General features: G+C 56.8%; 25 protein-coding genes. 16 read left to right on the top strand and 9 right to left on the bottom strand.

All coding sequences use genetic code 11. The features are described from left to right. Nucleotides 1–10 precede the first annotated feature (10 nt). The 11 genes from rimO to hflX all read left to right on the top strand — a co-directional run bounded on the left by rimO (nucleotide 11) and on the right by hflX (nucleotide 11,591). On the top strand, nucleotides 11–1,360 hold the full coding sequence (gene rimO, locus ACEG18_RS00985) for a 30S ribosomal protein S12 methylthiotransferase RimO (RefSeq protein WP_372540919.1): 1,350 nt from the start codon (nucleotides 11–13) through the stop codon (nucleotides 1,358–1,360). Nucleotides 1,361–1,459: 99 nt separating this feature from the next. Beyond that, complete coding sequence (pgsA, locus tag ACEG18_RS00990) at nucleotides 1,460–2,008, top strand: CDP-diacylglycerol--glycerol-3-phosphate 3-phosphatidyltransferase (RefSeq protein WP_229071689.1); 549 nt, start codon at nucleotides 1,460–1,462, stop codon at nucleotides 2,006–2,008. A gap of 12 nt (nucleotides 2,009–2,020) precedes the next feature. Continuing rightward, nucleotides 2,021–2,551 carry a CinA family protein gene (locus tag ACEG18_RS00995; protein ID WP_117736850.1) on the top strand — a complete coding sequence of 177 codons (531 nt, stop codon included), beginning with the start codon at nucleotides 2,021–2,023 and terminating at the stop codon, nucleotides 2,549–2,551. A 257-nt stretch (nucleotides 2,552–2,808) separates the two neighbouring features. Further along, nucleotides 2,809–3,957, top strand: coding sequence for a recombinase RecA (gene recA, locus ACEG18_RS01000; RefSeq protein WP_022094695.1), 1,149 nt, complete (start codon nucleotides 2,809–2,811; stop codon nucleotides 3,955–3,957). Between the two features lie 11 nt (nucleotides 3,958–3,968). After that, nucleotides 3,969–4,661, top strand: a complete 693-nt coding sequence (locus tag ACEG18_RS01005; RefSeq protein ID WP_372540920.1) for a regulatory protein RecX — start codon at nucleotides 3,969–3,971, stop codon at nucleotides 4,659–4,661. 257 nt (nucleotides 4,662–4,918) lie between these two features. Beyond that, the gene (gene rny, locus ACEG18_RS01010) at nucleotides 4,919–6,469 is read left to right on the top strand and encodes a ribonuclease Y (RefSeq protein ID WP_089573375.1); all 1,551 of its coding nucleotides are present in this window, start codon (nucleotides 4,919–4,921) and stop codon (nucleotides 6,467–6,469) included. 1 nt (nucleotide 6,470) lies between these two features. Continuing rightward, nucleotides 6,471–7,556, top strand: coding sequence for an ATP-binding protein (locus tag ACEG18_RS01015; RefSeq protein WP_372540921.1), 1,086 nt, complete (start codon nucleotides 6,471–6,473; stop codon nucleotides 7,554–7,556). Nucleotides 7,557–7,630: 74 nt separating this feature from the next. Continuing rightward, nucleotides 7,631–7,948, top strand: coding sequence for a stage V sporulation protein S (locus ACEG18_RS01020; RefSeq protein WP_006235982.1), 318 nt, complete (start codon nucleotides 7,631–7,633; stop codon nucleotides 7,946–7,948). Between the two features lie 45 nt (nucleotides 7,949–7,993). Continuing rightward, nucleotides 7,994–9,364 carry a tRNA (N6-isopentenyl adenosine(37)-C2)-methylthiotransferase MiaB gene (gene miaB / locus ACEG18_RS01025; protein ID WP_372540922.1) on the top strand — a complete coding sequence of 457 codons (1,371 nt, stop codon included), beginning with the start codon at nucleotides 7,994–7,996 and terminating at the stop codon, nucleotides 9,362–9,364. Continuing rightward, nucleotides 9,364–10,302 carry a tRNA (adenosine(37)-N6)-dimethylallyltransferase MiaA gene (miaA, locus tag ACEG18_RS01030; RefSeq protein WP_372540923.1) on the top strand — a complete coding sequence of 313 codons (939 nt, stop codon included), beginning with the start codon at nucleotides 9,364–9,366 and terminating at the stop codon, nucleotides 10,300–10,302. Before miaB ends, miaA begins: the two co-directional genes overlap by 1 nt. After that, nucleotides 10,302–11,591, top strand: coding sequence for a GTPase HflX (gene hflX, locus ACEG18_RS01035; RefSeq protein ID WP_117654789.1), 1,290 nt, complete (start codon nucleotides 10,302–10,304; stop codon nucleotides 11,589–11,591). The genes miaA and hflX overlap by 1 nt, the downstream gene beginning before the upstream one ends. On the opposite strand, the gene ACEG18_RS01040 is transcribed toward hflX, so the two are convergent. Next, nucleotides 11,576–12,280: a heparan-alpha-glucosaminide N-acetyltransferase gene (locus ACEG18_RS01040; protein ID WP_372540924.1), complete on the bottom strand. Its 705-nt coding sequence runs from the start codon at nucleotides 12,278–12,280 to the stop codon at nucleotides 11,576–11,578. The two genes, hflX and ACEG18_RS01040, sit on opposite strands and share 16 nt — an antisense overlap. Beyond that, complete coding sequence (gene lexA, locus ACEG18_RS01045) at nucleotides 12,280–12,924, bottom strand: transcriptional repressor LexA (RefSeq protein WP_040359862.1); 645 nt, start codon at nucleotides 12,922–12,924, stop codon at nucleotides 12,280–12,282. The genes ACEG18_RS01040 and lexA overlap by 1 nt, the downstream gene beginning before the upstream one ends. Before the next feature lie 163 nt (nucleotides 12,925–13,087). Between lexA and ACEG18_RS01050 the strand changes: the two genes are divergently transcribed. The 3 genes from ACEG18_RS01050 to dut are packed head-to-tail and all read left to right on the top strand — an operon-like array spanning nucleotide 13,088 to nucleotide 14,480. Then, nucleotides 13,088–13,537: a LysM peptidoglycan-binding domain-containing protein gene (locus ACEG18_RS01050; protein WP_372540925.1), complete on the top strand. Its 450-nt coding sequence runs from the start codon at nucleotides 13,088–13,090 to the stop codon at nucleotides 13,535–13,537. Nucleotides 13,538–13,588: 51 nt separating this feature from the next. Then, nucleotides 13,589–14,032: a transcriptional regulator NrdR gene (nrdR, locus tag ACEG18_RS01055; RefSeq protein ID WP_022093781.1), complete on the top strand. Its 444-nt coding sequence runs from the start codon at nucleotides 13,589–13,591 to the stop codon at nucleotides 14,030–14,032. Nucleotides 14,033–14,036: 4 nt separating this feature from the next. Continuing rightward, on the top strand, nucleotides 14,037–14,480 hold the full coding sequence (dut, locus tag ACEG18_RS01060) for a dUTP diphosphatase (protein WP_117766605.1): 444 nt from the start codon (nucleotides 14,037–14,039) through the stop codon (nucleotides 14,478–14,480). Nucleotides 14,481–14,945: 465 nt separating this feature from the next. Here dut and ACEG18_RS01065 read toward each other — a convergent pair whose 3' ends face one another. Next, the gene (locus ACEG18_RS01065; RefSeq protein WP_372540926.1) at nucleotides 14,946–16,247 is read right to left on the bottom strand and encodes an MGDG synthase family glycosyltransferase; all 1,302 of its coding nucleotides are present in this window, start codon (nucleotides 16,245–16,247) and stop codon (nucleotides 14,946–14,948) included. A 118-nt stretch (nucleotides 16,248–16,365) separates the two neighbouring features. Here ACEG18_RS01065 and ACEG18_RS01070 point away from each other — a divergent pair, with 118 nt between their 5' ends. After that, entirely contained in the window at nucleotides 16,366–17,304 is a 939-nt protein-coding gene (locus ACEG18_RS01070) for an NAD(P)/FAD-dependent oxidoreductase (protein WP_372540927.1), read from the top strand. Nucleotides 17,305–17,457: 153 nt separating this feature from the next. After that, a complete protein-coding gene (locus tag ACEG18_RS01075) occupies nucleotides 17,458–18,069 on the top strand; it encodes a DUF1836 domain-containing protein (protein WP_192934578.1) in 612 nt (203 codons plus the stop codon). A 73-nt stretch (nucleotides 18,070–18,142) separates the two neighbouring features. Here ACEG18_RS01075 and ACEG18_RS01080 read toward each other — a convergent pair whose 3' ends face one another. From ACEG18_RS01080 to ACEG18_RS01105, 6 genes are all read right to left on the bottom strand, one after another. After that, a complete protein-coding gene (locus ACEG18_RS01080; RefSeq protein ID WP_372540928.1) occupies nucleotides 18,143–19,009 on the bottom strand; it encodes a DegV family protein in 867 nt (288 codons plus the stop codon). A 165-nt stretch (nucleotides 19,010–19,174) separates the two neighbouring features. Continuing rightward, nucleotides 19,175–20,299 (bottom strand): coiled-coil domain-containing protein, encoded by a 1,125-nt coding sequence (locus tag ACEG18_RS01085; protein ID WP_195404077.1) that lies wholly within the window; start codon nucleotides 20,297–20,299, stop codon nucleotides 19,175–19,177. A gap of 32 nt (nucleotides 20,300–20,331) precedes the next feature. After that, nucleotides 20,332–20,862, bottom strand: coding sequence for an adenine phosphoribosyltransferase (locus ACEG18_RS01090; RefSeq protein WP_089573365.1), 531 nt, complete (start codon nucleotides 20,860–20,862; stop codon nucleotides 20,332–20,334). Nucleotides 20,863–20,902: 40 nt separating this feature from the next. After that, nucleotides 20,903–21,781: a transcriptional regulator FtsR gene (gene ftsR / locus ACEG18_RS01095; RefSeq protein WP_117736838.1), complete on the bottom strand. Its 879-nt coding sequence runs from the start codon at nucleotides 21,779–21,781 to the stop codon at nucleotides 20,903–20,905. Between the two features lie 3 nt (nucleotides 21,782–21,784). Beyond that, the gene (locus tag ACEG18_RS01100; RefSeq protein ID WP_006236002.1) at nucleotides 21,785–22,219 is read right to left on the bottom strand and encodes an FHA domain-containing protein; all 435 of its coding nucleotides are present in this window, start codon (nucleotides 22,217–22,219) and stop codon (nucleotides 21,785–21,787) included. Between the two features lie 66 nt (nucleotides 22,220–22,285). After that, nucleotides 22,286–22,990, bottom strand: coding sequence for a CDP-alcohol phosphatidyltransferase family protein (locus tag ACEG18_RS01105; RefSeq protein ID WP_089573364.1), 705 nt, complete (start codon nucleotides 22,988–22,990; stop codon nucleotides 22,286–22,288). Nucleotides 22,991–23,368: the final 378 nt, after the last annotated feature.

Here is a 23,368-nt window from a genome sequence, read left to right on the forward strand (position 1 = left end):
GCTCTCCAACATGGATACACCGTTGGGCTCCGTGCTCTACATCACCCTCGGGTGCGCTAAGAACGAGGTTGACACCGACCGCATGCGTTCTCTTTTAACCGCCGCGGGCTACGAGGAGGCATTCGACCCACAGGATGCCGATATCGCCATCGTCAATACATGCTCGTTCCTCGCCTCCGCAACGTCCGAGAGCATCGAGACCACGCTCGAGCTCGCCAACGAGGTTCAGGACGGCGTTCGTTCTTGTCCCATCGTCATGTGCGGCTGTGTGCCGTCGCGCTATGGCGACGACCTGCCTGACGAGCTGCCCGAGGTCGCTGCCTTTGTGAAGGCCGACGAGGAGGACGGCATCGTGGCGGTCATCGATGGCGTGCTGGGTGTCGAGCGTGAGATCGCTGCCTATATTCCGCAAGTCAAGCGCACTGTCGAGGGCGCCGTTGCTTACGTCAAGATTTCCGATGGCTGCAACCGCTTCTGCAGCTTCTGCATGATCCCCTATATTCGCGGTCGCTATCATTCGCGCAATGCCGAGAGCATTATCTCCGAGGTACGCGACCTGGTTGCCGGCGGTGTGCGCGAGATCGTGCTGATCGGCCAGGACACGGGCATCTGGGGCACCGACTTTGCCGACGAAGACGTCACCGTTGGCTCGCCGCGCAATCTGGCGCAGCTGCTGCGCGCCGTAGCCGAGGCCGTGCGTCCGCAGAACGTCTGGGTCCGTGTTCTCTACCTGCAGCCCGAGGGCATGACCGACGAGCTTATCGAGACGATTCGCGATACCCCCGAGGTGCTACCCTATATCGATATCCCCGTGCAGCACTGCGACGCACGCATCCTTAAGGCCATGCGTCGCTCCGGTTCGCGCCAGGAGCTCGAGGACCTGTTCCGCGATCTGCGTGAGCGCATCCCCGGCATCGTGATTCGTTCCACGGCCATGGTCGGCTTCCCGACCGAGACCGACGATGAGTTCCGCGACCTTATCGACTTTATGGACACCGTCGGCTTTGACTACACGAGCGTCTTTGCCTACTCGCAGGAGGAGGGTAGCCTGGCCGCCAAGATGGAGGGTCAGGTCGACGAAGAGGTCAAGCTCGAGCGCGCCCAGGAGGCCATGGACCTGGCCGAGTCGCTCGGTTTTGCTGCAACTGCCGCACATGTGGGCGAGCGCGCCCAGGTGATCGTCGACGGTATCGAGGAGAACGAGGATGGTGCCGAGCTCATCGGACATGCCTGGTTCCAGGCGCCCGATTCCGATGGCGCGGTGCATCTGGACGCCAGCGAGGCGTCCGTGGGCGATATTCTGACCGTCGAGTTTACCGATAGCTTCTGCTATGAGCTTATCGGCCATGTTGTGGAGTAGGAGAGCATCGTGGCAAACGAGAGCAATAAGGAACTGACGAGTGTCTGGACGCCCGCCAACATCGTGACGTGCGTTCGCATCGTCTTTATCCCGGTGTTCATGATCGTGTCGGCACTGTCTCACACGAGCGTTGCCGGTACGGATTGGAGCACCTTCGACGGCCCGCTCGCCGCCGCTGCCTTCATTCTGTATGTGATCCTGTCGTGCACCGATAAGGTTGACGGCTACCTGGCGCGTTCGCGCAACGAGATCACCGACTTCGGTAAATTCTTGGACCCCATCGCCGACAAGCTACTCGTGTTCTCGGCCTTGCTGCTGTTCTTGGACTTTGGCGCCGTGTCGGTTTGGTCCGTGTTCATCATCTTGTTCCGCGAGCTGTTGGTAAGCGCCCTGCGCATGGTTGCGAGTGCCGCCGGCGTGGTCGTTGCCGCCGATAAGCTTGGCAAGTACAAGACGGCGACCACGATGGTCTCCATCTGCGGTTACCTGTGCGTCTTTGCGATGGCCGGCTTGCACCTTGGCCCGCTGGCGCTGACGCTCGGCATCTACTCGGTGTCGCGCTTCCTGTACGCCGTTGCCGTTGTCCTGACCGTTATCTCGGGCGCCCAGTACTTCTGGAACTGCCGCAAGATCGTCTTTTCGGTCTAGGTTCTGGTGGGTATGACGGACTCTTTTGAGCAGATTTCCGCACATAACGAGGAGCTGGCGCGTCATATTGTCGAGCGCGCGAGCGCTCGGGGCGTGACGGTTTCGACGGCTGAGTCGCTGACAGCAGGTATGATCGCCTCGACGATTGCCGATATCCCGGGCGCCTCGGCGGTGCTGCGTGGCGGTGCGGTGACCTACTGCGATGAGATCAAGCATCGCGTTTTGGGTGTTGATCAGGAGACGCTCGACCGCTATACCGCGGTGTCGCATCAGACCGCGCGCGAGATGGCGGCGCGTTCGCTGGAGCTGTACCAGAGCGATATTGCAGTGAGCGCAACGGGTTATGCCGGCCCCGGCGGCGGCACTGAGGACGATCCGGCTGGCACTTTCTATATTGGCTGGGCGTATCGCGCGGCTGATGGGGAAGTGCCGGTCGTGGACTCTGTGCGCTGCCACTATGAGGGCGACCGTTCGTGTGTTCGTGCCCATGCGGTCGCGGAGGCATTGGGACGCATTGCCCTTGTGCTTAACTCTATGGAATAGACGTGTTTTAAGGGGCCTTCGGGCCCCTTAATTGTGGAGATAGGGACCCCTGACGAATTTTATCTTTGTGCAGGTAGTTGTTGTATTTTTTCTCGTCATGATTTTCTTGGTTCGCCTGCGGTCAAGTTTTTGGTCAGTGTTTGGTCGGCGTTTGGTTGGGTTTTGGAAAGGTCGGCTGCATATGATTTATCTGAACGGTTGACCACGAACAGCCGTTCGTTTATTATCGATGCAGGTTGTTAAGAGGAGGGCTTTTCATGGCCAAGAATTCAGGTCCCGTACGTACCGTTCATGCTCGCACGACGGGTAAAGAGCGCGATGAGATGATCGCCACCACCAAGGCCGAGATCGAGAAGAAATTCGGCCAGGGTTCCATCATGAGGTACGGCGACGGTGGCCCCGAGCTCGAGGTCGAGGCCATCCCCACGGGCGCTCTGGCACTCGATGCCGCTCTGGGTATCGGCGGTGTGCCGCGCGGCCGAATCGTCGAGATCTACGGTCCCGAGTCCTCCGGTAAGACGACGCTTTCGCTCGAGATCCTGGCCGAGGCCCAGGCAATGGGTGGCGTTGTGGCATTTATCGATGCCGAGCACGCGCTCGATCCCACGTATGCCGCGCGCATCGGCGTGGATATCGACGAGGTACTGATTTCCCAGCCTGATACGGGTGAGCAGGCGCTCGAAATTGTTGACATGCTCGTGCGTTCCGGCGCCATCGATGCCATCGTCGTCGACTCCGTCGCCGCGCTGACCCCGCGTGCCGAGATCGAGGGAGAGATCGGCGATACCACGGTCGGCTTGCAAGCTCGCCTGATGAGCCAGGCGCTCCGCAAGCTCGCCGGTTCGCTGTCCAAGTCCAACACGACGTGCATATTCATTAACCAGCTGCGTGAGAAGATCGGCGTCATGTTCGGCAACCCCGAGACCACGACGGGCGGCCGCGCCCTTAAGTTCTTCTCTTCGGTGCGTATCGACATTCGCCGCATCGACAGCATTAAGCTTAAGGACGAGGTTATCGGTAACCGCGTGCGCGCCAAGGTCGTTAAGAACAAGGTGGCAGCTCCGTTCCGTTCTGCTGAGTTCGACATCATGTACGGTACGGGCATCTCTAAGGAGGGCTCGATTCTGGACATGGCTGTCGAGTGCGGCATCTGCAAGAAGATGGGCTCCTGGTTTGCCTATGGCGAGGACAAGCTCGGCAACGGTCGCGAGGCTGCCAAGGCGTTCTTGCGCGAACACCCCGATTGCGCCGACGAGATTGAGCATAAGGTCCGTCTTGCCTGCGGACTTGAGTTTGATGACGATGCTCCGTCCGAGGTTGAGCTGACCGATCAGCCTGCGCCTGAGGAGTTTGACGAGCTTTACGCCATCGATGGGTCAGCCATGCTCGATGATGACGACGAGTAGCGGTTACGTTCATGTCGTATACGGTGACCGAGGCCGCGGTCGTCTTTCCCGATAAGAAGGCGGCCTCCTCGTTCTCGAGCGGGTATGCGTCCAAAAAGCCTTGTGCACATATCGATTGTGAACTTGAGGGCGGTTTTGAGCGGTCCATTTGGATTCCCGTGCGGGTCGCGCGCCTGTATGTCAAAAACCGCCCCGATCTTCCCTGTGATTGGGATAACTTTCGTGATGCGGTGCAGCTCATCGAGCGTAAATGTGCGCTTACCATGGTGACCGAGATGTTATCGCGCCGCGACCATGCGACGGGTGAGGTCCGTGACAAGCTGGCTCGCTACGGCTTTCACCAGCCCGCGATCGATTTCGCCGTCGAGCGCGCCACCGAGTATCGCTTTTTAGACGAGAACCGCTTTTGCTCGTACTTTATCGAGGAACGCAAGCGGCGTGGTTGGGGACAGCGAAAAATCGAGACCGAGCTCAAGCGCCGTCATGTCGTGCTCGACGACATTCCCGGTTATCCCGAGGATTATTTTGCCGTCGAAGACGATTTGGCGCGTGCGTCAGCCCTGCTCGCCAAGCGGCGTGTTCCAGAGACGCGCGGATTCGAAAAACTGGTTCGGTTTTTGATGGGCAAGGGCTTCTCGTATCACATCGCCGCCGAAGCCGTTAAGGCACGTCTTGATGCCGAATGCGAGGAATATGCGCTTTAGGCGTATGCGTTTTGTGGCCCTGCCGTTCACCGCGTTTTAGCCGCCGTGCTGGGGCCATTTATTTGACAGTTGTTGTGGTTCAACGTACGATAAACACTGTCATTTGTTTTGTGATATGTGCTCATCTGTGATGAGTTTGTTTATATGTTTATCTGTATCCGACCCGCATAAGCTGCGCCCATATTACTCAAATGTCGCGAGCCGTTCGTAAGGACGGTTCGCTTTGTTGTGTAACGAATCCATAAAAAGGAGTGAGCATGCCTATCATCGCAGCGCTCGTTGGCATCGTTTTGGGTGCCATCGCCGCCATTGCCTACATGCGCACCGCCAAGCAGGGTAGTCTTCACGAGGCCGACGAAAAGATTCAGTCGGCACATGCACAGGCTGAGTCCCTGATCGGTGATGCTAAGCGTCAGGCTGAGACCCTCAAAAAAGAGGCTCTGCTCGAGGCTAAAGAGGAGATCATCAAGAACAAGCAGGCCGCCGAGGCCGAGGACAAGCAGCGTAAGAACGAGATTCGTACGCTCGAGAACCGCGTGATGCAGCGCGAGGAATCCCTCGATCGCCGCAACGACGCTCTCGACAAGCGCGAGCATCAGCTGTCCAGCCAGGCCGGTCAGGTCGAGAAGCGCTCCCGTGAGCTCGAGGAGCTCTGTGCAAAGCAGACCTCCGAGCTTGAGCGTATCGCCGACCTTACCCGCGAGGACGCCCACAAGGAGCTCCTCGATAAGGTTCGCGGCGAGGTCACCCACGAGGCCGCCACGATCATTCGCGAGTCCGAGCAGCAGGTTCGCGCCGAGTGCCACAAGACCGCCCAGGAGATTCTGTCTCTGGCGATTCAGCGCTGCGCTGCCGACCACACTGCCGAGGTCACCGTTACCTCCGTGCACATTCCCTCTGATGACCTCAAGGGCCGTATCATCGGTCGCGAGGGTCGCAACATCCGGACCTTCGAGCAGGTTTCCGGCGTCAACCTCGTGATCGACGACACGCCCGAGACCGTCGTTCTTTCGAGCTTCGACCCGGTCCGTCGTGAGACCGCCCGTGTCGCCCTCGAGAACCTCATCGCCGACGGCCGCATTCACCCCGCCCGCATCGAGGAGATGTATCACAAGGCTGCCGATCTGGTCCAGCAGCGCGTGCGTGAGGCTGGCGAGCAGGCTGCCTTCGATACCGGCATCCACGACCTGCACCCCGAGATCGTCAAGACCCTTGGTGCCCTGCGCTACCGTACCTCGTTTGGTCAGAACGTGCTTCAGCACTCCCTTGAGGTCTCTGATCTGTGCGGCGTGATGGCTTCCGAGCTTGGCCTGGACGTTGTGACCGCCAAGCGCGCCGGCCTGCTGCACGACCTGGGCAAGGCAATCGACCATGACGTCGAGGGCCCGCATGCCGTCATCGGCGCCGAGCTGGCCCGCCGTTATGGCGAGAAGCCCGTTATCGTCCACGCTATCGAGGCTCACCATGCCGATGTCGACCCCAACACGGTGCTCGATGTCCTGGTACAGGCCGCCGATGCTGTCTCTGCCTCTCGCCCCGGTGCCCGTCGCGAGTCTGCCGAGAACTACATCAAGCGTCTTGAGAAGCTCGAGGAGATCGCCAACTCCCATGACGGCGTCGAACGTACCTATGCCATGCAGGCCGGTCGCGAGGTCCACGTCATGGTCCAGCCGGACAAGATTTCCGATGCCCAGTCCACGGTTCTGGCTCACGATATCGCCCATCAGATCGAGGAAGAGATGGAGTATCCCGGTCAGGTGCGCGTCGTCGTGATTCGCGAGAGCCGCGCTGTCGATATCGCTAAATAACATGAGCGACGCGAACGAGCTCATCTCATTTATCGCGTCGATGTCGGGGGAGGGCAACCTTCGCGTCGAGGAGAACCTTGGCGAGGGGTATGTCCGCCTCCGCGTTTCGGAGGCCGAGCGGCGCCAAGCAAAGCACGACATTCAGCATGTCGAGGATATCGTCATCGAAATGCTCCGTAATGCTCGCGATGCCGGCGCCGACAAGGTCTATCTCGCCACGACCAAGGAAGACGGCGTCCGCACGCTTGTCTTTCTGGATAACGGTTCGGGCGTTCCGCAGGATATGCAAGAGCGAATCTTCGATGCCCGCGTTACCTCCAAGCTCGAGAGCATGAAGATGGACCGCTGGGGCGTTCACGGTCGTGGCATGGCATTGTTTTCGATCAAGCAGAACACCGATGAGGCCCGTGTGGTCACGTCCGGTGTCGATCTTGGTTCAGCCTTTAAGGTGAGCGTCGCGGCCGACCGCCTCAGTGAGCGTGCCGATCAGTCCAGCTGGCCCCAGGCCGTCAAGGATGAAGACGGACGTTATGTCTGCGCTCGCGGTCCACATAATATTATTCGCGCTGCTTGTGAGTTTGCGCTCGAGGAGTTGCGTGGTTGCGATGTCTATCTTGGTTCTCCGTCTGAGATTGCCGCGACCCTCTACGCTCAGGCATCTAGCCGGCTCGATACGTCGCGTCTCCTGTTCATCGATGATGAATGCGAGCTTCCGGTTGTCGATCGTTTAGGCCTTGCTTCTGATGCCGAGGACTTTATCCGTATCTGTTTGGGTTTGGGTCTTGAGATGTCCGAGCGCACGGCCCATCGCATTTTGGCAGGGCAGATTAAGCCCGTTCGCGGTGTGACCGCGCGTCTGCTGCGCGAGCGTGATTCGTCCTCGCATGCGCCGGCTCCTGTTGATCTCGCGAAGGATCGTCGCGGGCTACGTATTGCCAAGGATGACATGGCACAGTTTTCGCGTGCTGTGGAGCGCGACTTTAATGACCTTGCCGCTCGGTACTATCTCAACCTTTGCGGCGACCCAAAGATTCGTGTTTCGCGTGATCGAATCACCGTGACCTTTGATCTTGCCAAAGAGGAATAGTGCCTTTACCGAGTCCACTCGGTACGATACAGTTATTGCAGTTAAAACGTACTTTTAAATGCAGGAGTTTCTTCATGGATTGCCTGAAGGTATCAAGCAAATCATCGCCCGCGTCCGTTGCCGGCGCCATCGCCGGCATGGTCAAGGACGGTGTGCCCGTCAACATCCAGTGTGTCGGCGCCGGTGCCGTCAACCAGGCCATTAAGGCCGTTGCTATCGCGCGCGGTTTTTTGATTCCAACCGGTTTTGATATTTCCTGCGCGCCCGTGTTCTCCGACATCCTCATTAACGGGGAGTCGCGCACGGCCATCCGCCTTTCTATCTACGTTCACCAGATCAATCGAGCTGCTATGGATAACGTCGTCATGGATGATGTTAAGCCTGTGGCATAGCTTCTGCTTGCCTTGTTTCGCTCCCCATCGTTAGGACTTATGCACATGGACCAGCGTTCCGTACGCGATATTCTTGCCGGTAAAACCTACTTTATCCGCACCTTTGGCTGCCAGATGAATCAGCACGACTCCGAGCGTGTGAGCGGTCTGCTTGATTCGTATGGCTGCCTCATGGCGCTCGATCCCGCGCATGCCGATATCGTTGTCTTCATGACGTGCTGCGTGCGCGAGGCCGCCGATACTCGCCTGTACGGTCAGTGCAATTCCTGCAAAAGCCTGCCGACTTCGCCTTCGGGCAAGCGCGTGGTTGCCGTTGGTGGTTGCATCGCGCAGCGCGATGGCGAGGGCCTGCTCACCAACGTCGATAACGTCAATGTCATCTTTGGTACGCATTCCATCGCACATGTGGCCGAGCTCGTTGCCGAGGCGTTCCTTGATGGTAAGCGTCATATCCGCACCAATGAGCATGAGGATACGGATGCCATGAGCATGCCGTGGCATCGCGAGACTCAGTATCACGCCTGGGTGCCCATCATGACGGGCTGCAATAATTTCTGCACCTATTGCATCGTGCCGTACGTGCGCGGTCGCGAAAAGAGCCGCCCCTTCGAGGAGATTGTCGACGAAGTGACCGGTTTGGTGCGCCAGGGCGTGCGTGAGATTACGCTGCTGGGCCAAAACGTTAACTCATATGGTCGCGATCTGTTTGGCAAGCCGCGTTTTGCCGATCTGCTGCGTGCCGTGGGCGATACGGGCGTGGAGCGCATCTTCTTTACGTCTTCGCATCCCAAGGACCTGCTGCCCGAGACCATCGACGCCATGGCCGAGACGCCTGCCGTTATGCCGCAGCTGCACCTGGCCGTCCAGTCAGGTTCGACGCGGATCCTCAAAGAGATGAATCGCCGTTATACACGCGAGGACTATCTGGGCCTGGTCGATCGCATTCGCAACCGCATGCCCGATATCGCGCTCTCGACCGACATTATCGTTGGCTTCCCGGGCGAGACTGAAGAAGACTTTGAGCAGACGCTCTCACTTGCCGAGACGGTCCGCTATGCTCAGGCCTATACCTTCATCTATTCCAAGCGCGCCGGTACCCCGGCCGCCGAGATTGACGATCCTACGCCGCATGAGGTTATTCTCGAGCGTTTCAACCGCCTGGTTAAGGTTATCGAGACCACGGCACACGAGTATAACCAGGGTGAGCTTCATACTGTGGTGCCGGCGCTCGTTGAGGGAACGAGTAAAAAGAACGACGCGGTCCTGCTGGGCAAGAGTCCCAAGAATCAGACTGTGCATGCGCCTATCCCAGAGGGTTACAGCATCGATCAGCTTGTTGGCAAGATCGTTGATGTTGATGTTGACGTTGCCAAGACCTGGTATTTGTCCGGCTCCGTTGTGGGCGAGCCGCGCTAATGGTTTCTCCCGGGGCAGGTCTTTCCGCCGTTGCGATCGTCGGTCCGACGGCGGTTGGTAAGAGTGATGTTGCCGACCGTTTGGCAGCTCGTCTTTCGTCCGAAGTGCTGTCGTGCGATGCGATGCAAATCTATCGCGGCATGGACATCGGTACCGCAAAGATGGCGCCCGATGAGTGTACGGCGCCGCTGCGTCTCGTCGACATTGTAGAGCCGGGTGTGGCATATTCTGCTGCGCTTTATCAGGCTGACGCTCGCGCGCATGTTGAACGTCTCCTTGGTTTGGGTTGCCTGCCGGTTTTTTGTGGAGGTACGGGGCTGTATCTCAAGGCCGCCCTTGATGAGATGGACTTTCCCTCGGGTGAACTTGAGGACGATCGTCGTGCGAGCTATCAGGAGCTTGCCGAGCGTATTGGCGAGGAAGAGCTGCATGCCCTGCTTGCCGAGCGTGATCCCGAGTCCGCTGCGGTCATCCACCCTCATAATGTTCGCCGCGTGATTCGCGCGCTCGAAATGCACGATGATGGCGTCTCCTATGCGCAGCAAAAGTCGCAGTTTAGTGTTCCGCGCGAGCATTATCACGCTCTGTGGTTTGGTCTGACGCGTAATCGCGAGGTGCTCTACGAGCGCATTAACCTGCGTGTCGATCTGATGTTTGAGCAGGGCCTTGTCGATGAGGTCCGCGGTCTTATGGGCCAGGGGCTGGGAGATGCCCTGACGTCGATGCAGGCAATTGGCTATAAAGAGATCATCGATGCTTTCAATGGTATGATGAGCATGGATGAGGCTCGCGAACTCATCAAGATGCGTTCGCGTCGTTATGCCAAGCGTCAGCTTTCGTGGTTTAAGCGCGATGACCGTATCGTGTGGTTTGATATGGATGAATGTACGATCGATGAGGTCGTTGAAGATATCCTGCATCGTATTGAGGCTGCCTAATGGCCCGTTTTCCTCTTGTTCCCACGGCACCCGAGCCCGAGCGTGCCATTTTGGTTGGTGTTGAATGGCGCGACAATGCATGGCCGCTCGATCGCTCGCTTGATGAGCTGGAGCGTCTTGCCCACACGGCTGGTGCCCAGTGCGTGGCACGCTTATCGCAGCGTTTGGTAAAGCCGTATCCTAAATCGTTTATCGGTTCCGGTAAGGTTGAAGAGCTGTGCGGCCTGGTACATCGCATGGATGCCGATGTCGTTATTTTTGACGACGACCTGACGCCCTCGCAGCAATCCTATTTGGAGAAAGCCGTGGGCGAGCCGGTAAAGATTATCGATCGTACTGCACTGATCTTGGATATCTTTGGCCTGCATGCTCAGACGCGTGAGGGACGCCTACAGGTACAGCTGGCACAGCTTCAATATTTGTTGCCTCGTCTGCGTGGCATGTGGAGTCATCTCGCCAAGGAACAGACGCGCGGCGGCATCGGCTCACGCTTTGGTCAGGGCGAAAGTCAGCTCGAGGTCGACCGTCGCCTCATTCGTAATAAAATCGCTGCGCTTCGTCGCGAGCTCAAGCAGGTTGAACAGCGTCGCGATGTTCAATCCAAGAGCCGCATTGAGTCACCGGCGTTTCGCGTCGCGTTAGCCGGTTATACCAATGCCGGTAAATCGACGTTGCTCAATCGTCTGACCGGCTCTACGGTACTTTCGCAGGACAAGCTGTTTGCTACGCTCGACCCGACGACGCGTTCGTATCGTCTGCCCGGCGGTCGCGGCATGACGATTACCGATACTGTCGGCTTTATTCAAAAGCTGCCGCATGGTCTGGTCGATGCCTTTAAATCGACGCTGTCCGAGGTGTTGGGTGCCGATCTAATTCTCAAAGTCGTAGATGCGTCTGACGAGGACTATGAGCGGCAGTTGGAGGCTGTCGACCGCGTGCTTGATGAGATCGGCGCCGGAGAGCGCCTAACGCTGACCGTATTCAATAAAATCGATCTTCTCGATAGCGTCGATCGATTGAGTTTCCGTCGTCGCTATCCGGAGGCCGTTCTGTTCTCGGCCCAAACGGGCGAGGGGCTCGACGATCTCGTCGACCGGATTGCTCGCGAGGCAGCTGCCACCGATGTGTTGCTCTCCGCTGATATCCCGTATCGCGAGGGCGCTCTCATCACGCTGGTGCATGAGCAGGGAACCCTTCTGCATGAAGAATATCTCGAGGACGGTGTTCGCATTGTGGCGAAGTTGCCGGCTCGTATTGCACCGCGGCTCGAGCGTTATCGCACCGAGTAGACGAGCTCCAAAATGCCCAGAATGATGGGCTGATGCAGCAGATAAAAGGGGAGTGCATGGCGTCCAAGGCTGGCGAGCGCCGGGATGGGATTGGCGTAGGTCCATTCTGGCGCTTCGAGGCTTGATGCTTGTGCTACCTGGGCAGCAAAATAGCCGGTAAGGTACATAAAGACAAACGGAATGAGCGGATAGTAGTCTCCCGAAACAAAACCCGGGCCCGGAAATCCTAGCCATGCCAGGCAGGGGAGTGGGTAGATCGCTTTAGGAATGCCCCAGGTTAGGGCAAAAAGAACAAGGCACGTCGCGATGCCCCACGAGCCCGGTAATTTTTGGAGTAGCGGACGGGTGAGTGCAACCACCGCCGTGCACGCCGCCATGCAATAAATGATGCCAAAGTTCACTGAATCGTCGACCGATACGAGCGTTGTTGCGATCCAAACGACCAAAGCTGCGGCAGCGTACTTGGCCGCTCGTTTAACATTGTTGCGTGAGAGCGTGCACATCCAACCCGCGATAAACAAAAATACCCAGCTGATGCTGGCGCGCCAGATGTCTTGAAAGAGAGTCTGGGTAAACCATGGCATCTCCCAGTCGTACAGGTACGCGAGATCGTAGCAAGCGTGAAAACCTGCCATAGAAATCATCGTAAACCCGCGGACGGTATCAAAGATGGTGATGCGTTTTTGCATTACGAGAACCGGCGCATCAAGCCGACGACTTTGCCCAAGATAACGGGATTCGTTGCATAGATAGGCTCCATGGTGTCATTCTCGGGCTGCAGGCGTACGCGTCCCTGCTCCTTGTAGAACGTCTTGACGGTCGCTGAACCATCAATCATGGCCACGACAATTTCGCCGTTCATGGCGCTCTTTTGTTCACGGACGATGATGTAATCGCCATTGAAGATGCCGACATTGATCATTGAGCTCCCATGCACCTCAAGGATAAAGGAACCCTGATCGGTGGCGATTTCGGTCGGGATAGTAAACGTGTCTTCGATATTCTGCTCGGCCAGAATGGGAATCCCAGCCGCGACGCGACCAACGAGCGGTAGCGAGACCGTTCCGCGAGGTGCGGTGGGCTCGTCAGATTTAGAAATTGATACAGAGGAACCGTCCTCGTTAAAGAGTTCCAGGGCGCGCGGTTTGGTGGCGTCGCGCTTGAGTAGCCCGCGCGCCTCCAGGGCAGAGAGATGGGCGTGCACGGTGCTGGGGGAGGAAAGGCCCACGGCAGAAGCCATCTCGCGCACGCTGGGCGGATAACCCTTCTCCTGCTGATATTCCTTGATGAAGTCGTAAATTTGCTGCTGACGCTTGGTAATTTTGCGAGCCATCAGGGCATCCTCTCTACCCATGTCAAACAAATGTTCGAATTTTGCTTGACAGGAACAACTGTTCGAAGATAATAATAACCGAACATTCGTTCTCGCGCTAGACATTTTTGTCCGCGCGGCTTGATAAAACTGTTCTCAGCAAAACACGCGAGAGGAGAACATGATGAACGTAACGAATATGGTCCAGGGAAACCTCGCCCTTAAGCTCGAGACGCCTGCAGAACCCACTTTTACGGTTGTTCAGGGTGGCCGCTCCGGCATTCAACCTTTGACCGTACAGCCTGCTCGCAATCAGCAGGCTGTAGTCGCGCCGGCCCGCGTTGCCCTGAAGGTTCCGACGATTGTCGCCGTCGCCGTTGCGCTTACGCTCTTCTTTGTCCTCGCTACTTCGGTCTTTAGCGCTCGTCACGCCGCGTATGCCGAGTCCGTTTCCAACATTACTTACGAGACCATTCGCGTTCAGACTGGCGATTCTCTTTGGTCGCTTGCCGAGGAATATCCAATCGAAGGCCTTTCCACGCAAGAGACTTCCGACATGATCCGTAATGTCAATCATCTGGAGCATGGTTCGCTCGCCGCCGGTGCGCATCTTAAGGTTCCTGCTCGTTCGTAATCATTATCGCGCTGCGCATGGTACCCTTGTTATCGTTTAAGAGGAGGTACCATGCGCTGTCCCAAATGCGGCAAGGCACATACCCGCGTCGTTGATTCTCGTATGCAGGAGTCAAATAACACCATTAAGCGCCGTCGCGAATGTTGCTCGTGTAACTATCGCTTTACAACGTTCGAGCGATGCGAAGACCCAATCGAGGTCATTAAGTCAGACGGAACCAAGCAGCGGTTCGATCGCAATAAGCTGCTCGTCGGCTTGATGCGCGCCACCATCAAGCGCGATATCGACACTAAGAAGCTTAATGAGATTATCGATGACATCGAGGTCGAGCTGCGCTCTCGCACGCTGACGGCCGTCACGTCCCATGAGTTGGGTGACATGGTGCTCAAGCGCTTGGCCAAGATCGACAAGGTGGCCTACATTCGCTTTGCCTCGGTCTACCGTGATTTCAAAGACGTCGATGAGTTTCTGCAAGAGCTCGACAAGCTAAGGTGATTCCATGTCCAACATTACCGTCAACATAAAGCGTCTCGACCCCACCGTCGAGCTTCCCAAATACGCTCATCCCACCGATGCCGGCTTGGATCTACGCTCCAACGAAGACTGCGTCCTGAAGCCCTTCGAACGCCGTCTGGTCTCTACGGGGCTGGCTATCGCCCTGCCCGATGGCTACGCCGGCTTCGTCCAGCCCCGCAGCGGCTTGGCCATCAAGCAGGGCCTGTCTATAGTCAACACGCCGGGCCTCATCGACGCCCACTACCGAGGAGAACTCAAGGTTATCCTCATCAACCTGGATCCCACCAACGACATCCAAATCAACAAAGGCGACCGCATAGCCCAACTCGTCATCCAAGAAGTCCCCACGGTCAATCTCATAGAAGTAGAAGAACTAGACGAAACCGACCGAGGCAAAGGAGGCTTCGGCTCCAGCGGCATCGCTTAATCATTTTCAACATGTAGGGTCGGCCTCTCACCCGGGACCCACACATATCATCGCGTGCTCAAACATTCTCGCGGGGCGCTCGTATCCCTTCCGCCCGCCTCCCACACATATCATTCCATGCTCAAACATTCTCGCTTCGCTTCGCTCGCTGCGAAACTGCGCGTGGAACGATATGTGAGAGGGGCGGGCGGGCGGTTACTCGCTTGAAACAATATTTACTTTTCTAGTAAGCCGATTCGACAAAGGGGCTGTCCCTTTGTCGAATCGGCTTACTGTATTTATATTTTCCTGTTTTACCTTTGCAGGTTCTAATGGAGGGGATACCGAAGTAGCTGCTAGTAAGTAAACGCAGCCGCTCTGCCGGAGCCGCCCTTATATCGTTCCACGCGCAGTTTCGCAGCGAAGCGAGAATGTTTGAGCATGGAATGATATAAGGGCGGCTCCGGCAGAGCGGCGGACATTCGACTAGCGGATATGCGCGGGTTTGCCGCCCCAGTAGAAGCGGCAGAAGGCTCGTTTGCGCTTTTGGGGTTTGCCTACGAGCTCCATGGTTGCGATGGCTATGTCTTCGGCTGCGTGGGGGCGGCGTAGTACTTCGCCGTTGATGAGTAGGGCTTTGAGTGATTCGGGATGGTCGTGCAAGTGACGTAGGGTAACGATGAGCTCTCGTGCGGTGGTGACATGCATGCTGGCGCCCATGCCGGTGAGCATGGTGGTGTTGGCCTTTTCCTGGCCATAGGACTTGCCCAGCAGAATCATCGGCAGATGTGCACATAGACACTCGGTGACCGTGAGTCCGCCCGATTTGAGGATTGCCAGGTCGCACCCGTGCATGAGGGCCGCCATGTCGTCGACATAGTCCAACACCGTGACGTTCTCGAGCTTCATGGCATCGAAGAGCGTCTTCAGCCGGGTGGCATACTCCACGTCTTTGCCCGGCAAAAAGACAAAGTGCATGTCCTCGAAACTGCGCAGGAAGGGGAGGGTGCGGTCCATCTCCGCGCGAAAGCGGACGTAAGGCTGAGGCAAGCTGGCGCCGGCCATTACCAGCACGATGGTCTTGTCGGTGGGGAGGTCGAACTTGGCTAGCTCTTCCGCGCGATCGTAATCTGTGTCGAATCCGGCGCGAATAGGAATACCGGTAATGCGAATATTTGCCTCGGGCACCTTGCGCGGGCGCAGCGTTTCGGCCATAAATTCGTTGGCAACACAGAATAAATCGGTGTCCTTGTGGGGCCACCATCCCTCGACTTCGTAGTCGGTCGGTACGCAGATGACCGGATAATCGATACCCGTAATTACGCGGGCGCCCACGGCGACATTGGCAGCTGTGATGTGCGTTGAGACCACGGCTATGGGCCTGCGGCTACGAATATATTCGTTGAAGGCGGGGAACATAATTCGCGACCATGCTGTGCCGCCACCCCAGAGCAGATGTCCCGTAAGCGTATATCGCCAGGTCAGGTCGTAAATGGGACGCGTGGCTCCCGTAAAAGAAGCCGCGGTTTTATTGCCGTCGAATTTAATACGTCCAAAATCAAGGATATCGAGTACTTCAATCTCAACGTCCTCGGGGATGCCATTGGTGCCGCGGATGAGGTCGAATGCCTGCGCAATCGCATTTGCGGCGGCCTTGTGGCCCGAGCCGACCGAGGCGTGCACGATGGTCACGAGAGGTTTTTGCTGAGCCAAGAGCGTGGTTTTCTTCGATTGGGGAGTGCTGAGCGTAAGCAGGGGAGCGTCGTCGCCCGTCTGCGTCTGATCCATCGATAACTCCCCTTCGACGTTGTAACACGGATTTATCATTGTAGTGCATGAGTGTCACGTTCACGTAAATTTGGGTATGAGCGCAAAGAACGCCAATCTTTCGACAGGAGGTCTCTTCATGACTACCCATCAGCCGATCGATGTTGCTATTATCGGTGGCGGCCCCGCGGGCTATGCTGCCGCCATTTACGCTGCGCGCTCCAACCTAACGACGACCGTGATTGAACAGGGCATGTCGGGAGGGCAGATCGCCACAACCAATGAGGTCGAGAACTATCCGGGCATTCCGCTCTTGAGTGGCGCCGAACTCGGCGAGCGTTTTCAGCAACATGCAGAGGGCCTGGGAGCACAGGTTGCATGGAGCATGGTTACGGGTATCGATTACGATGCCGATACAGCGCTGTTTACGGTGCATCATGATATGGGCGATACGCTGGCCTCGAGTGTTATCGCTTGCATGGGTGCTACGCCGCGATCTGCTGGTTTTGTTGGCGAGGATACGTATCGCGGTCGCGGTGTTTCGTATTGCGCGACGTGCGATGGCATGTTCTTTCGCGGTAAACAGGTCTTTGTCATCGGTGGCGGCAATGCCGCCTGCGAGGAAGCCCTGTTCTTGTCAGAAATCGCCAGCAGTGTGACCATCGTGCTGCGCCGCGACCAGTTCCGTGCGCCCGATGGTGTTGTTCAGAAAGTACTCGCAAAGGACAATATTACAGTTAGGTACCAAACTAGTATTGTGGAGCTTTCGGGCGAGGCGATGCCCACGAATATTATGTTTAAGGACAACGCTACCGGTGAAACCTATTCCGAGTCCTTCGATCCTGGCTTGTTTGGCATCTTTGTCTTTGCTGGTACGCAGCCCCATACCGAGCTTGTAGAGCATCTGGTGGATCTGGCGCCCGACGGCGGTATTTTGACCGACGAATCGATGGCAACCCGCACCCCTGGCTTATTTGCTGCTGGCGACATCCGTTCCAAGCGTTTACGCCAGGTTGTGACCGCCGTTTCTGATGGAGCCATAGCGGCAACCAGCGCATACGCGTTTCTCCGTGGATAAGTACGATAATATATCTTATGTAAGGCTGTTATCAATTTACTAAATGGCGGGACGAAGCATCAGTGCACTGTCCCGCCAATTTTCTTGGCGGCTATGTGGTATGCAAAACTAGATAACCTAGAATACAATATAGAAAACGAACGGAGGCCTCTTATGAACCACGCTAAATACGTTATTCCGATGTCCGATTCGTCGGTCAGCATTAAGCCCGAGGATATTCAGCCCACGGTGCTACCCGATGCATTCATTCAGTCCGATATCGTGCGTAAACTCAATACGTTGAGTCTGCCGCGCTATAACCAGTTGCCCAATGTGACGCTCTACCGCGACCAGGTCATTGAGTATGTTGCGCTGTGGATGGAGCCGCTGTCCATTTGCGTTGAGCACCCTGTCATTACGCCATCGATGATCAATAACTACGTGAAGGTCGGCCTGGTGCCTGCTCCGGTCAAAAAGCAATATGGCCGCGAGCAGATTGCCCGCCTGATCGCTATCTGCCTCTTTAAGCAGGTGTTACCCATTGCTGCGGTGCAGGCACTCTTTAACATTCAGCGTTTGAGCTACGATGCCCCGACGGCCTTCGATTATGTGGTCGATCAGCTCGAGGCATCGATTCGTTCGGCGTTTTCCGTCGAGCAGACGCCGGTTCCCGATACGGCGCATCAGGTAACGCGTGAGTCGCTGCTTGTGCGCAGTGCGGTTTCATCCTTCGTTTCGAAGGCGTACCTGATGAGCTATCTAAAGTTTAATGGGTTTAATAGCTAGCCGACGTATAAAACGGGCGGAGCAAAGGGTCATCTGTCACTTTGTCCCGCCCGTATTTTTGCTTGGTTGGACGTTATTGGCCCGAAGCCACGCCCATGCCGTAGCCGATAATGAGCCCATGCATTTCGGCATAGTATGAATCTAGCCCGTTACAGGGCATGATGATAGTCTTGGAACCTGGCCAGCGCTCCACAATTCGGCTGGCAAGTGCTTGGGCGCCTGCCTCATTCTCGACATGGTCGATAACGACCTCGCCGCCCGTAAAACCTTCGGCTTCCATGGTGTCGATGATCTTGTTTAGCATCTTCTTTTCGCCACGCGTGTGACCGACGAGTTCGATTTTACCGGCCTCACTCGCCGTGCCCAAAATGCGGATATTGAGCTTGTTGGCAATGACGCCGGCTGCCTTAGGGATACGTCCGGCTTTGGCCAGGTTTTCGTAATTGCACAAGCTGAAAAGGATTTTGCTGTTCTGCTCAAGGCTATCGAAGTATGCGCAAGCGTCCTCGAATGAGACATCCGGATTGCTTGCAAGATAGCGGTCGAACAGCAAGAAAATGAGGTCCATTTTGCCGCCAGCTGCGCGCGAATTGACAAGATGAATATTGCGGTCCGGTTCCTCGGCAAGAACCATATCGCGAGCCGTGGCTGCTGCGTTGTAGCTGCCCGACACGCCCTCAGAGATTGGCATGCAGATGGTCTTGTCTGCCAATTTGAAGAGCTCGGCCCACTCCCCTACGCTGGGACAAGCGCTCGAAGAAGCGTTCGTCTCCGCCTGAACAGCGCAGTTGAGCTCATGAACATCGAGTGAAAGGTCATCGATGAATTCACGCTCCCCCACTCGAATTTTGAGGGGCGCAAATGCAAAGGTGGTATGGGGCGCGGTCGGTTGCCAATCGCGGAGGTTGCAGCTTGAATCGGAGATAAGTGCCCAGCTCATAGAGGGTCCTTTCTAATTGTTCCTCAACAATTATAGCCATCTTGCAAACTGAATGTACGGCTATCTAGTTTTGAATACTAGATAGCCGTACAAGATTAGAAAAAAAAGAATGGACCTCGCGACTTAAAGCCACGAGGTCCACATTCACACGCTGTGTAAGATGACTTAGTAACGCACGAAGATATAGTTGTTGTTCATGCCGGCGGCAACGGAGCTGATGATAACACCCGTATTGTAGTCGGAAGCATGAATCATCTGACCACCACCGATGTAAATGCCGGTGTGGTACGAGTTGACCACAACGTCACCGGGCTGCGGATCGGACACACGCGTCCAGCCCATAAAGGTACCCGTGGTGCCGAGGCGGCAATAGCGACCAGTGAGGCAATAGCTAACAAAACCAGAGCAGTCGAAGCTGTTCGGGCCAATTCCGCCCCAGGAATAAGCGCAACCAAGCTTGCTGTAGGCGCGCGAAACAACGGAACCGCCATCGACGGACTGGCTCGGAGCAGAAGGCGTCGGAGCCGGAGCAGGCGTGGAGGGCTGCGGCGTCGGAGCGGGTGTCGGCGTAGGAGCCGGAGTGTTGCCGCCCTGGTTGTTATTGCTGGTCTGACCACCGTTGTTGGTGTTCTCGGTCGTACCGGCAGTCTCGTTGCTCACCGTGGCCTTCTCGGCAGTACTGGCGTTGATGCCGGCCTGCAGCGCGGCGTTGGCCTCGGCCTCTGCGGCAAGCTCGGCCTGCAGCTGCGAATCCAGGGAGTTTACGACGTTCTGGGCTTCAGCCTGCTGGGCGTTAAGCTCGTCGACCTTCTTTTGCGTGGTGGCGACGTTCTTCTCCTGCTCGGCCTGCTTATCGGTGAGCTGCTGCTTAAGCTCCTTGACCTCTTGAATGGTCTGAGCTTGCTTGTCGGAAACTTTGCCGTAGTAGAACAGGCGGTTGAGCATATCGCTCAGATCATCGACACCCGTCAAAACCTGAAGCAGGCTCAGACCGCCGGTTTTGTACTCGCCGGCGACATAGGTCGAGAGCTTGGCCTGACCATCGGCGATCTCCTGCTGCTTTTGCGTGATCTCGCCGGCAGTCTGATCGAGCGCCTGCGTCTGCGTGGCAAGCTCATCGTAAATCTGCTGGGTTTGGGTGCCGATCTGCTCGAGTTTCGTACGAGCAGCGGCAAGGTCGGATGCGGTATCGGCGTAGGCAGGAGCCGCGAGGCCCAAGCCCAAAACACAAGCGAGGGTTGCCGTAGCAGCGCAGCGTGCCATGTTTTTGTGCGTGTTTGCTGTGCGCATGTAGCTTCCTTTCCAGTAACTAAGGGTAACGGCTAGTCTACCGTCACCAGGCTAAAGAGCTCCACATCGTCATCAGACGGCGTGAGCTTCTCGCGCGGGTTGAGAAACGCAAGCTCAAGTATACAACCGTAACCGATAAGCTTTGCGCCCATATCTCGCACCAGTTTACCTGTTGCCTCGACGGTTCCGCCCGTCGCGACCAAGTCGTCCAGAATCAACACGGTATCTTTAGAGCTGATAGCGTCGGCATGGATCTCAATTGAATCGGTGCCGTACTCGAGCTCGTAGCTCTGGCTTACGGTCTCGCGCGGCAGCTTGCCCGGTTTACGTGCGGGAACAAAGCCGGCGCCAAGGGCTACAGCCACCGGTACGCCAACCATAAAGCCGCGAGCCTCGGGACCCACGACCTTGGTGATTCCCATGCCGGCAAAGTGCTCGGCGAGGGTATCGGTCATGGCTTTGAGCGCCTCGGGATTGCCAAAGAGCGGCGTGATGTCTTTAAAGATGACTCCGGGCTCGGGATAGTCGGGGATGTCGACGATTTGAGATTCGAAGTCGTACATTGCATGACCTTTCAATGGGTTGCCGGATAAGCGGCAGCGGTTATTTGCCCGCCGTGGCGGTACCGGAGTGCGAAGGGGCGACGACCTTGAGCGGCTTTACGAGAGAATCCTCGTGCGAAGCCGGCGTGGCTATCTCTTCGTTTTTGGCTTTGGTGGACTCGGAGCGAGTGATTTCCTCATCGAGTGCATCGATGTCGGCGTCCTCGACCACGGCATTGAGAGACTCAAAAACGCGGTTCTTGAGCAGCGCAGTGTGCACACCCTCGGTCAGGTCGTGAAGCTTCTTAAACGCACGTTCGAGCTTGGCGTCGCGCTCGTCATCGGAGGTATCCATTCCGAGCATGCTCACGAGCACCTGCTCAAACATCGAGGACTCGCGGTTGGCGGAAGACACGTACTGACGCAGGTTGCGGGGCTCGATATGGAAGCGTGACAGCTCGGAGCAGTAGCGGATGATTGGAAAATCGCGACCATCGACGAGCTCACGATTCTGCGGACTCTTGATGATGCGAATGAGGTCGTTCTCGGCGAGCGAGCGGATAAACGAAATCTCGACGCCCAGCATATCGGGAATGGTCTCAATGGGATGCAGCTTTTGCTTAGTCTCCTTGGGCTCCGTCTTGAGCGGAACATCGGACAGCAAGCCCACCTCGTAAGCGAGCGTTGACAGGTCCGTGGCGTTTTCCAAGCGCTGCTTAATCACGTTGAGCGGCATGTAGCGGGTCTTCTGCAAATGCAGGATGACCTCCAGGCGATCAACGTCCTCCTTAGAGTATTGACGGTATCCCTTAGGCGTACGATGAGGGGTAATGAGCCCCTCATCTTCTAGAAATCTAATTTTTGAGTTCGAAAGATCGGGGTATGCGCCTCGAAGTAGGTTGACGACTTGGCCGATACTCAGATAGTTGCGTTCGGCCATGCCCTACTCACCGGTTTCGATGCGCTCCGGCGTGCTCTCGTGGTAGATGAGCGTAAACGTACCGATCTGGACGGAAGAACCGTCGTGCAGCGGGGCTGCATTGACGATGGCACCGTCGACCCAGGTGCCATTGAGCGAGCCCAAGTCCTCGATGCGAGCGCCGAGGCCCTCGCGGATAATGCGCGCGTGGCTGCGCGATACGGTCATGTCATTGAGGAAGATGCCGTTCGCAGGATCGCGGCCGATGGTGGTCACGTCGTCCTCGAGCTCAAAGGCGGCACCAGTCTGCGGACCCTTGACGATGGACAGAACGGGGGCGGTGATGCGCACGTTGGCCATGAGGTCGGGAACGGTGACGTCGCTTGAAGGCACGCGGAATACGCAGGTAGCGTCAGCAGTCTTATCATTCTGAGGCATATTGTTAACCATGTTGTCCATGACAACCCCTAACTTATCGCGGACGTGCCGCAAATAATGAACCGTACGTAATCATACCCCAACGAATCAGTCTTCGATTTCGGGGTTCAGAAAGTCGATGTCCTCGTCCTCGGGATGCGCGAGAGCCTGTTTAATGGCCACTCCGCCCTTAATGGAATAGATGACAGCCGTGAGCATGGAGAAGATCACGCCGCCGTACACAAAGAAGATGCCGAGGGGCACCGAGCTTCCGTTGAGGCCCGGGAAGGCCGTAAGGGTTGAAGGTAAAAGATGCAGGCCGTCAATAACGGGGAACCCGAGCAGCATGAGCGAGAAGCCGGTCATGAGCAGTGCAGTGGCAATCTTTCCGGGAAAGACGACATCGATGGGGCGACGGTGATAATGACGAACGATAAGCGTGCCGATGCCCAGATAGATGTCGCGGCCAATAATGAGCACGCAGACCCAGATGGGCAGCTCTCCGCGGACCACCAGCCCAAGTACGCCGGTGAACAGCAGCGCACGGTCGCAGATGGGGTCCATGACCTTGCCGAGCCACGAGACCGTCTTGGTCATGCGGGCGATCTGACCGTCCATCCAGTCGGTAGAGGCGGCAACGGCGTAGATAACGATGGCGATGACGCGGTTGTTATCCGTCACAAACAGGTACAGAAATACCAGAGTGAGGATCAGGCGCGTAAAGGTGATGAAATTGGAGATCGTAAAGATCTTATTCGACGGGTAATCGGAAGTGCCGATAAGCTCCTTTTTGATCTTCTTTTTGATGCCCACAGGACTCCCCCGCTGGTTAACGACAAAACTTTCGCTACTATACCCGTTCCGGCGATGTCTATCCAGCGTAAGCATAGAGAGTCCAGACATGAGGAAGGCGCTTTTGGGCGGCGGTGGATTTCACATTCGTGTACATCAGCCTCCAAACATGCCGAAAAATGTCGGTTTTGGAGGGTGATGTACACGTTTTGATTCGGTGATTACATCGATCGGGAAAGTTGTTGCCTTAAGCAAATTAATCATGATGTGCGGGTCGAGAAGGGTTGGCGCCAAAAGAACCCAACGGCCGTTACGGCTTCGTTAGAAACGCGCCCCACCATGGATGGTGAACCCGAAAGGTAAGGCGCGCGGGCACGGTGACTCGGCCCGCGCGCCCGG

Source organism: Collinsella aerofaciens (assembly GCF_041537385.1).
Taxonomy (GTDB): Bacteria; Actinomycetota; Coriobacteriia; order Coriobacteriales; family Coriobacteriaceae; genus Collinsella; species Collinsella aerofaciens_BV.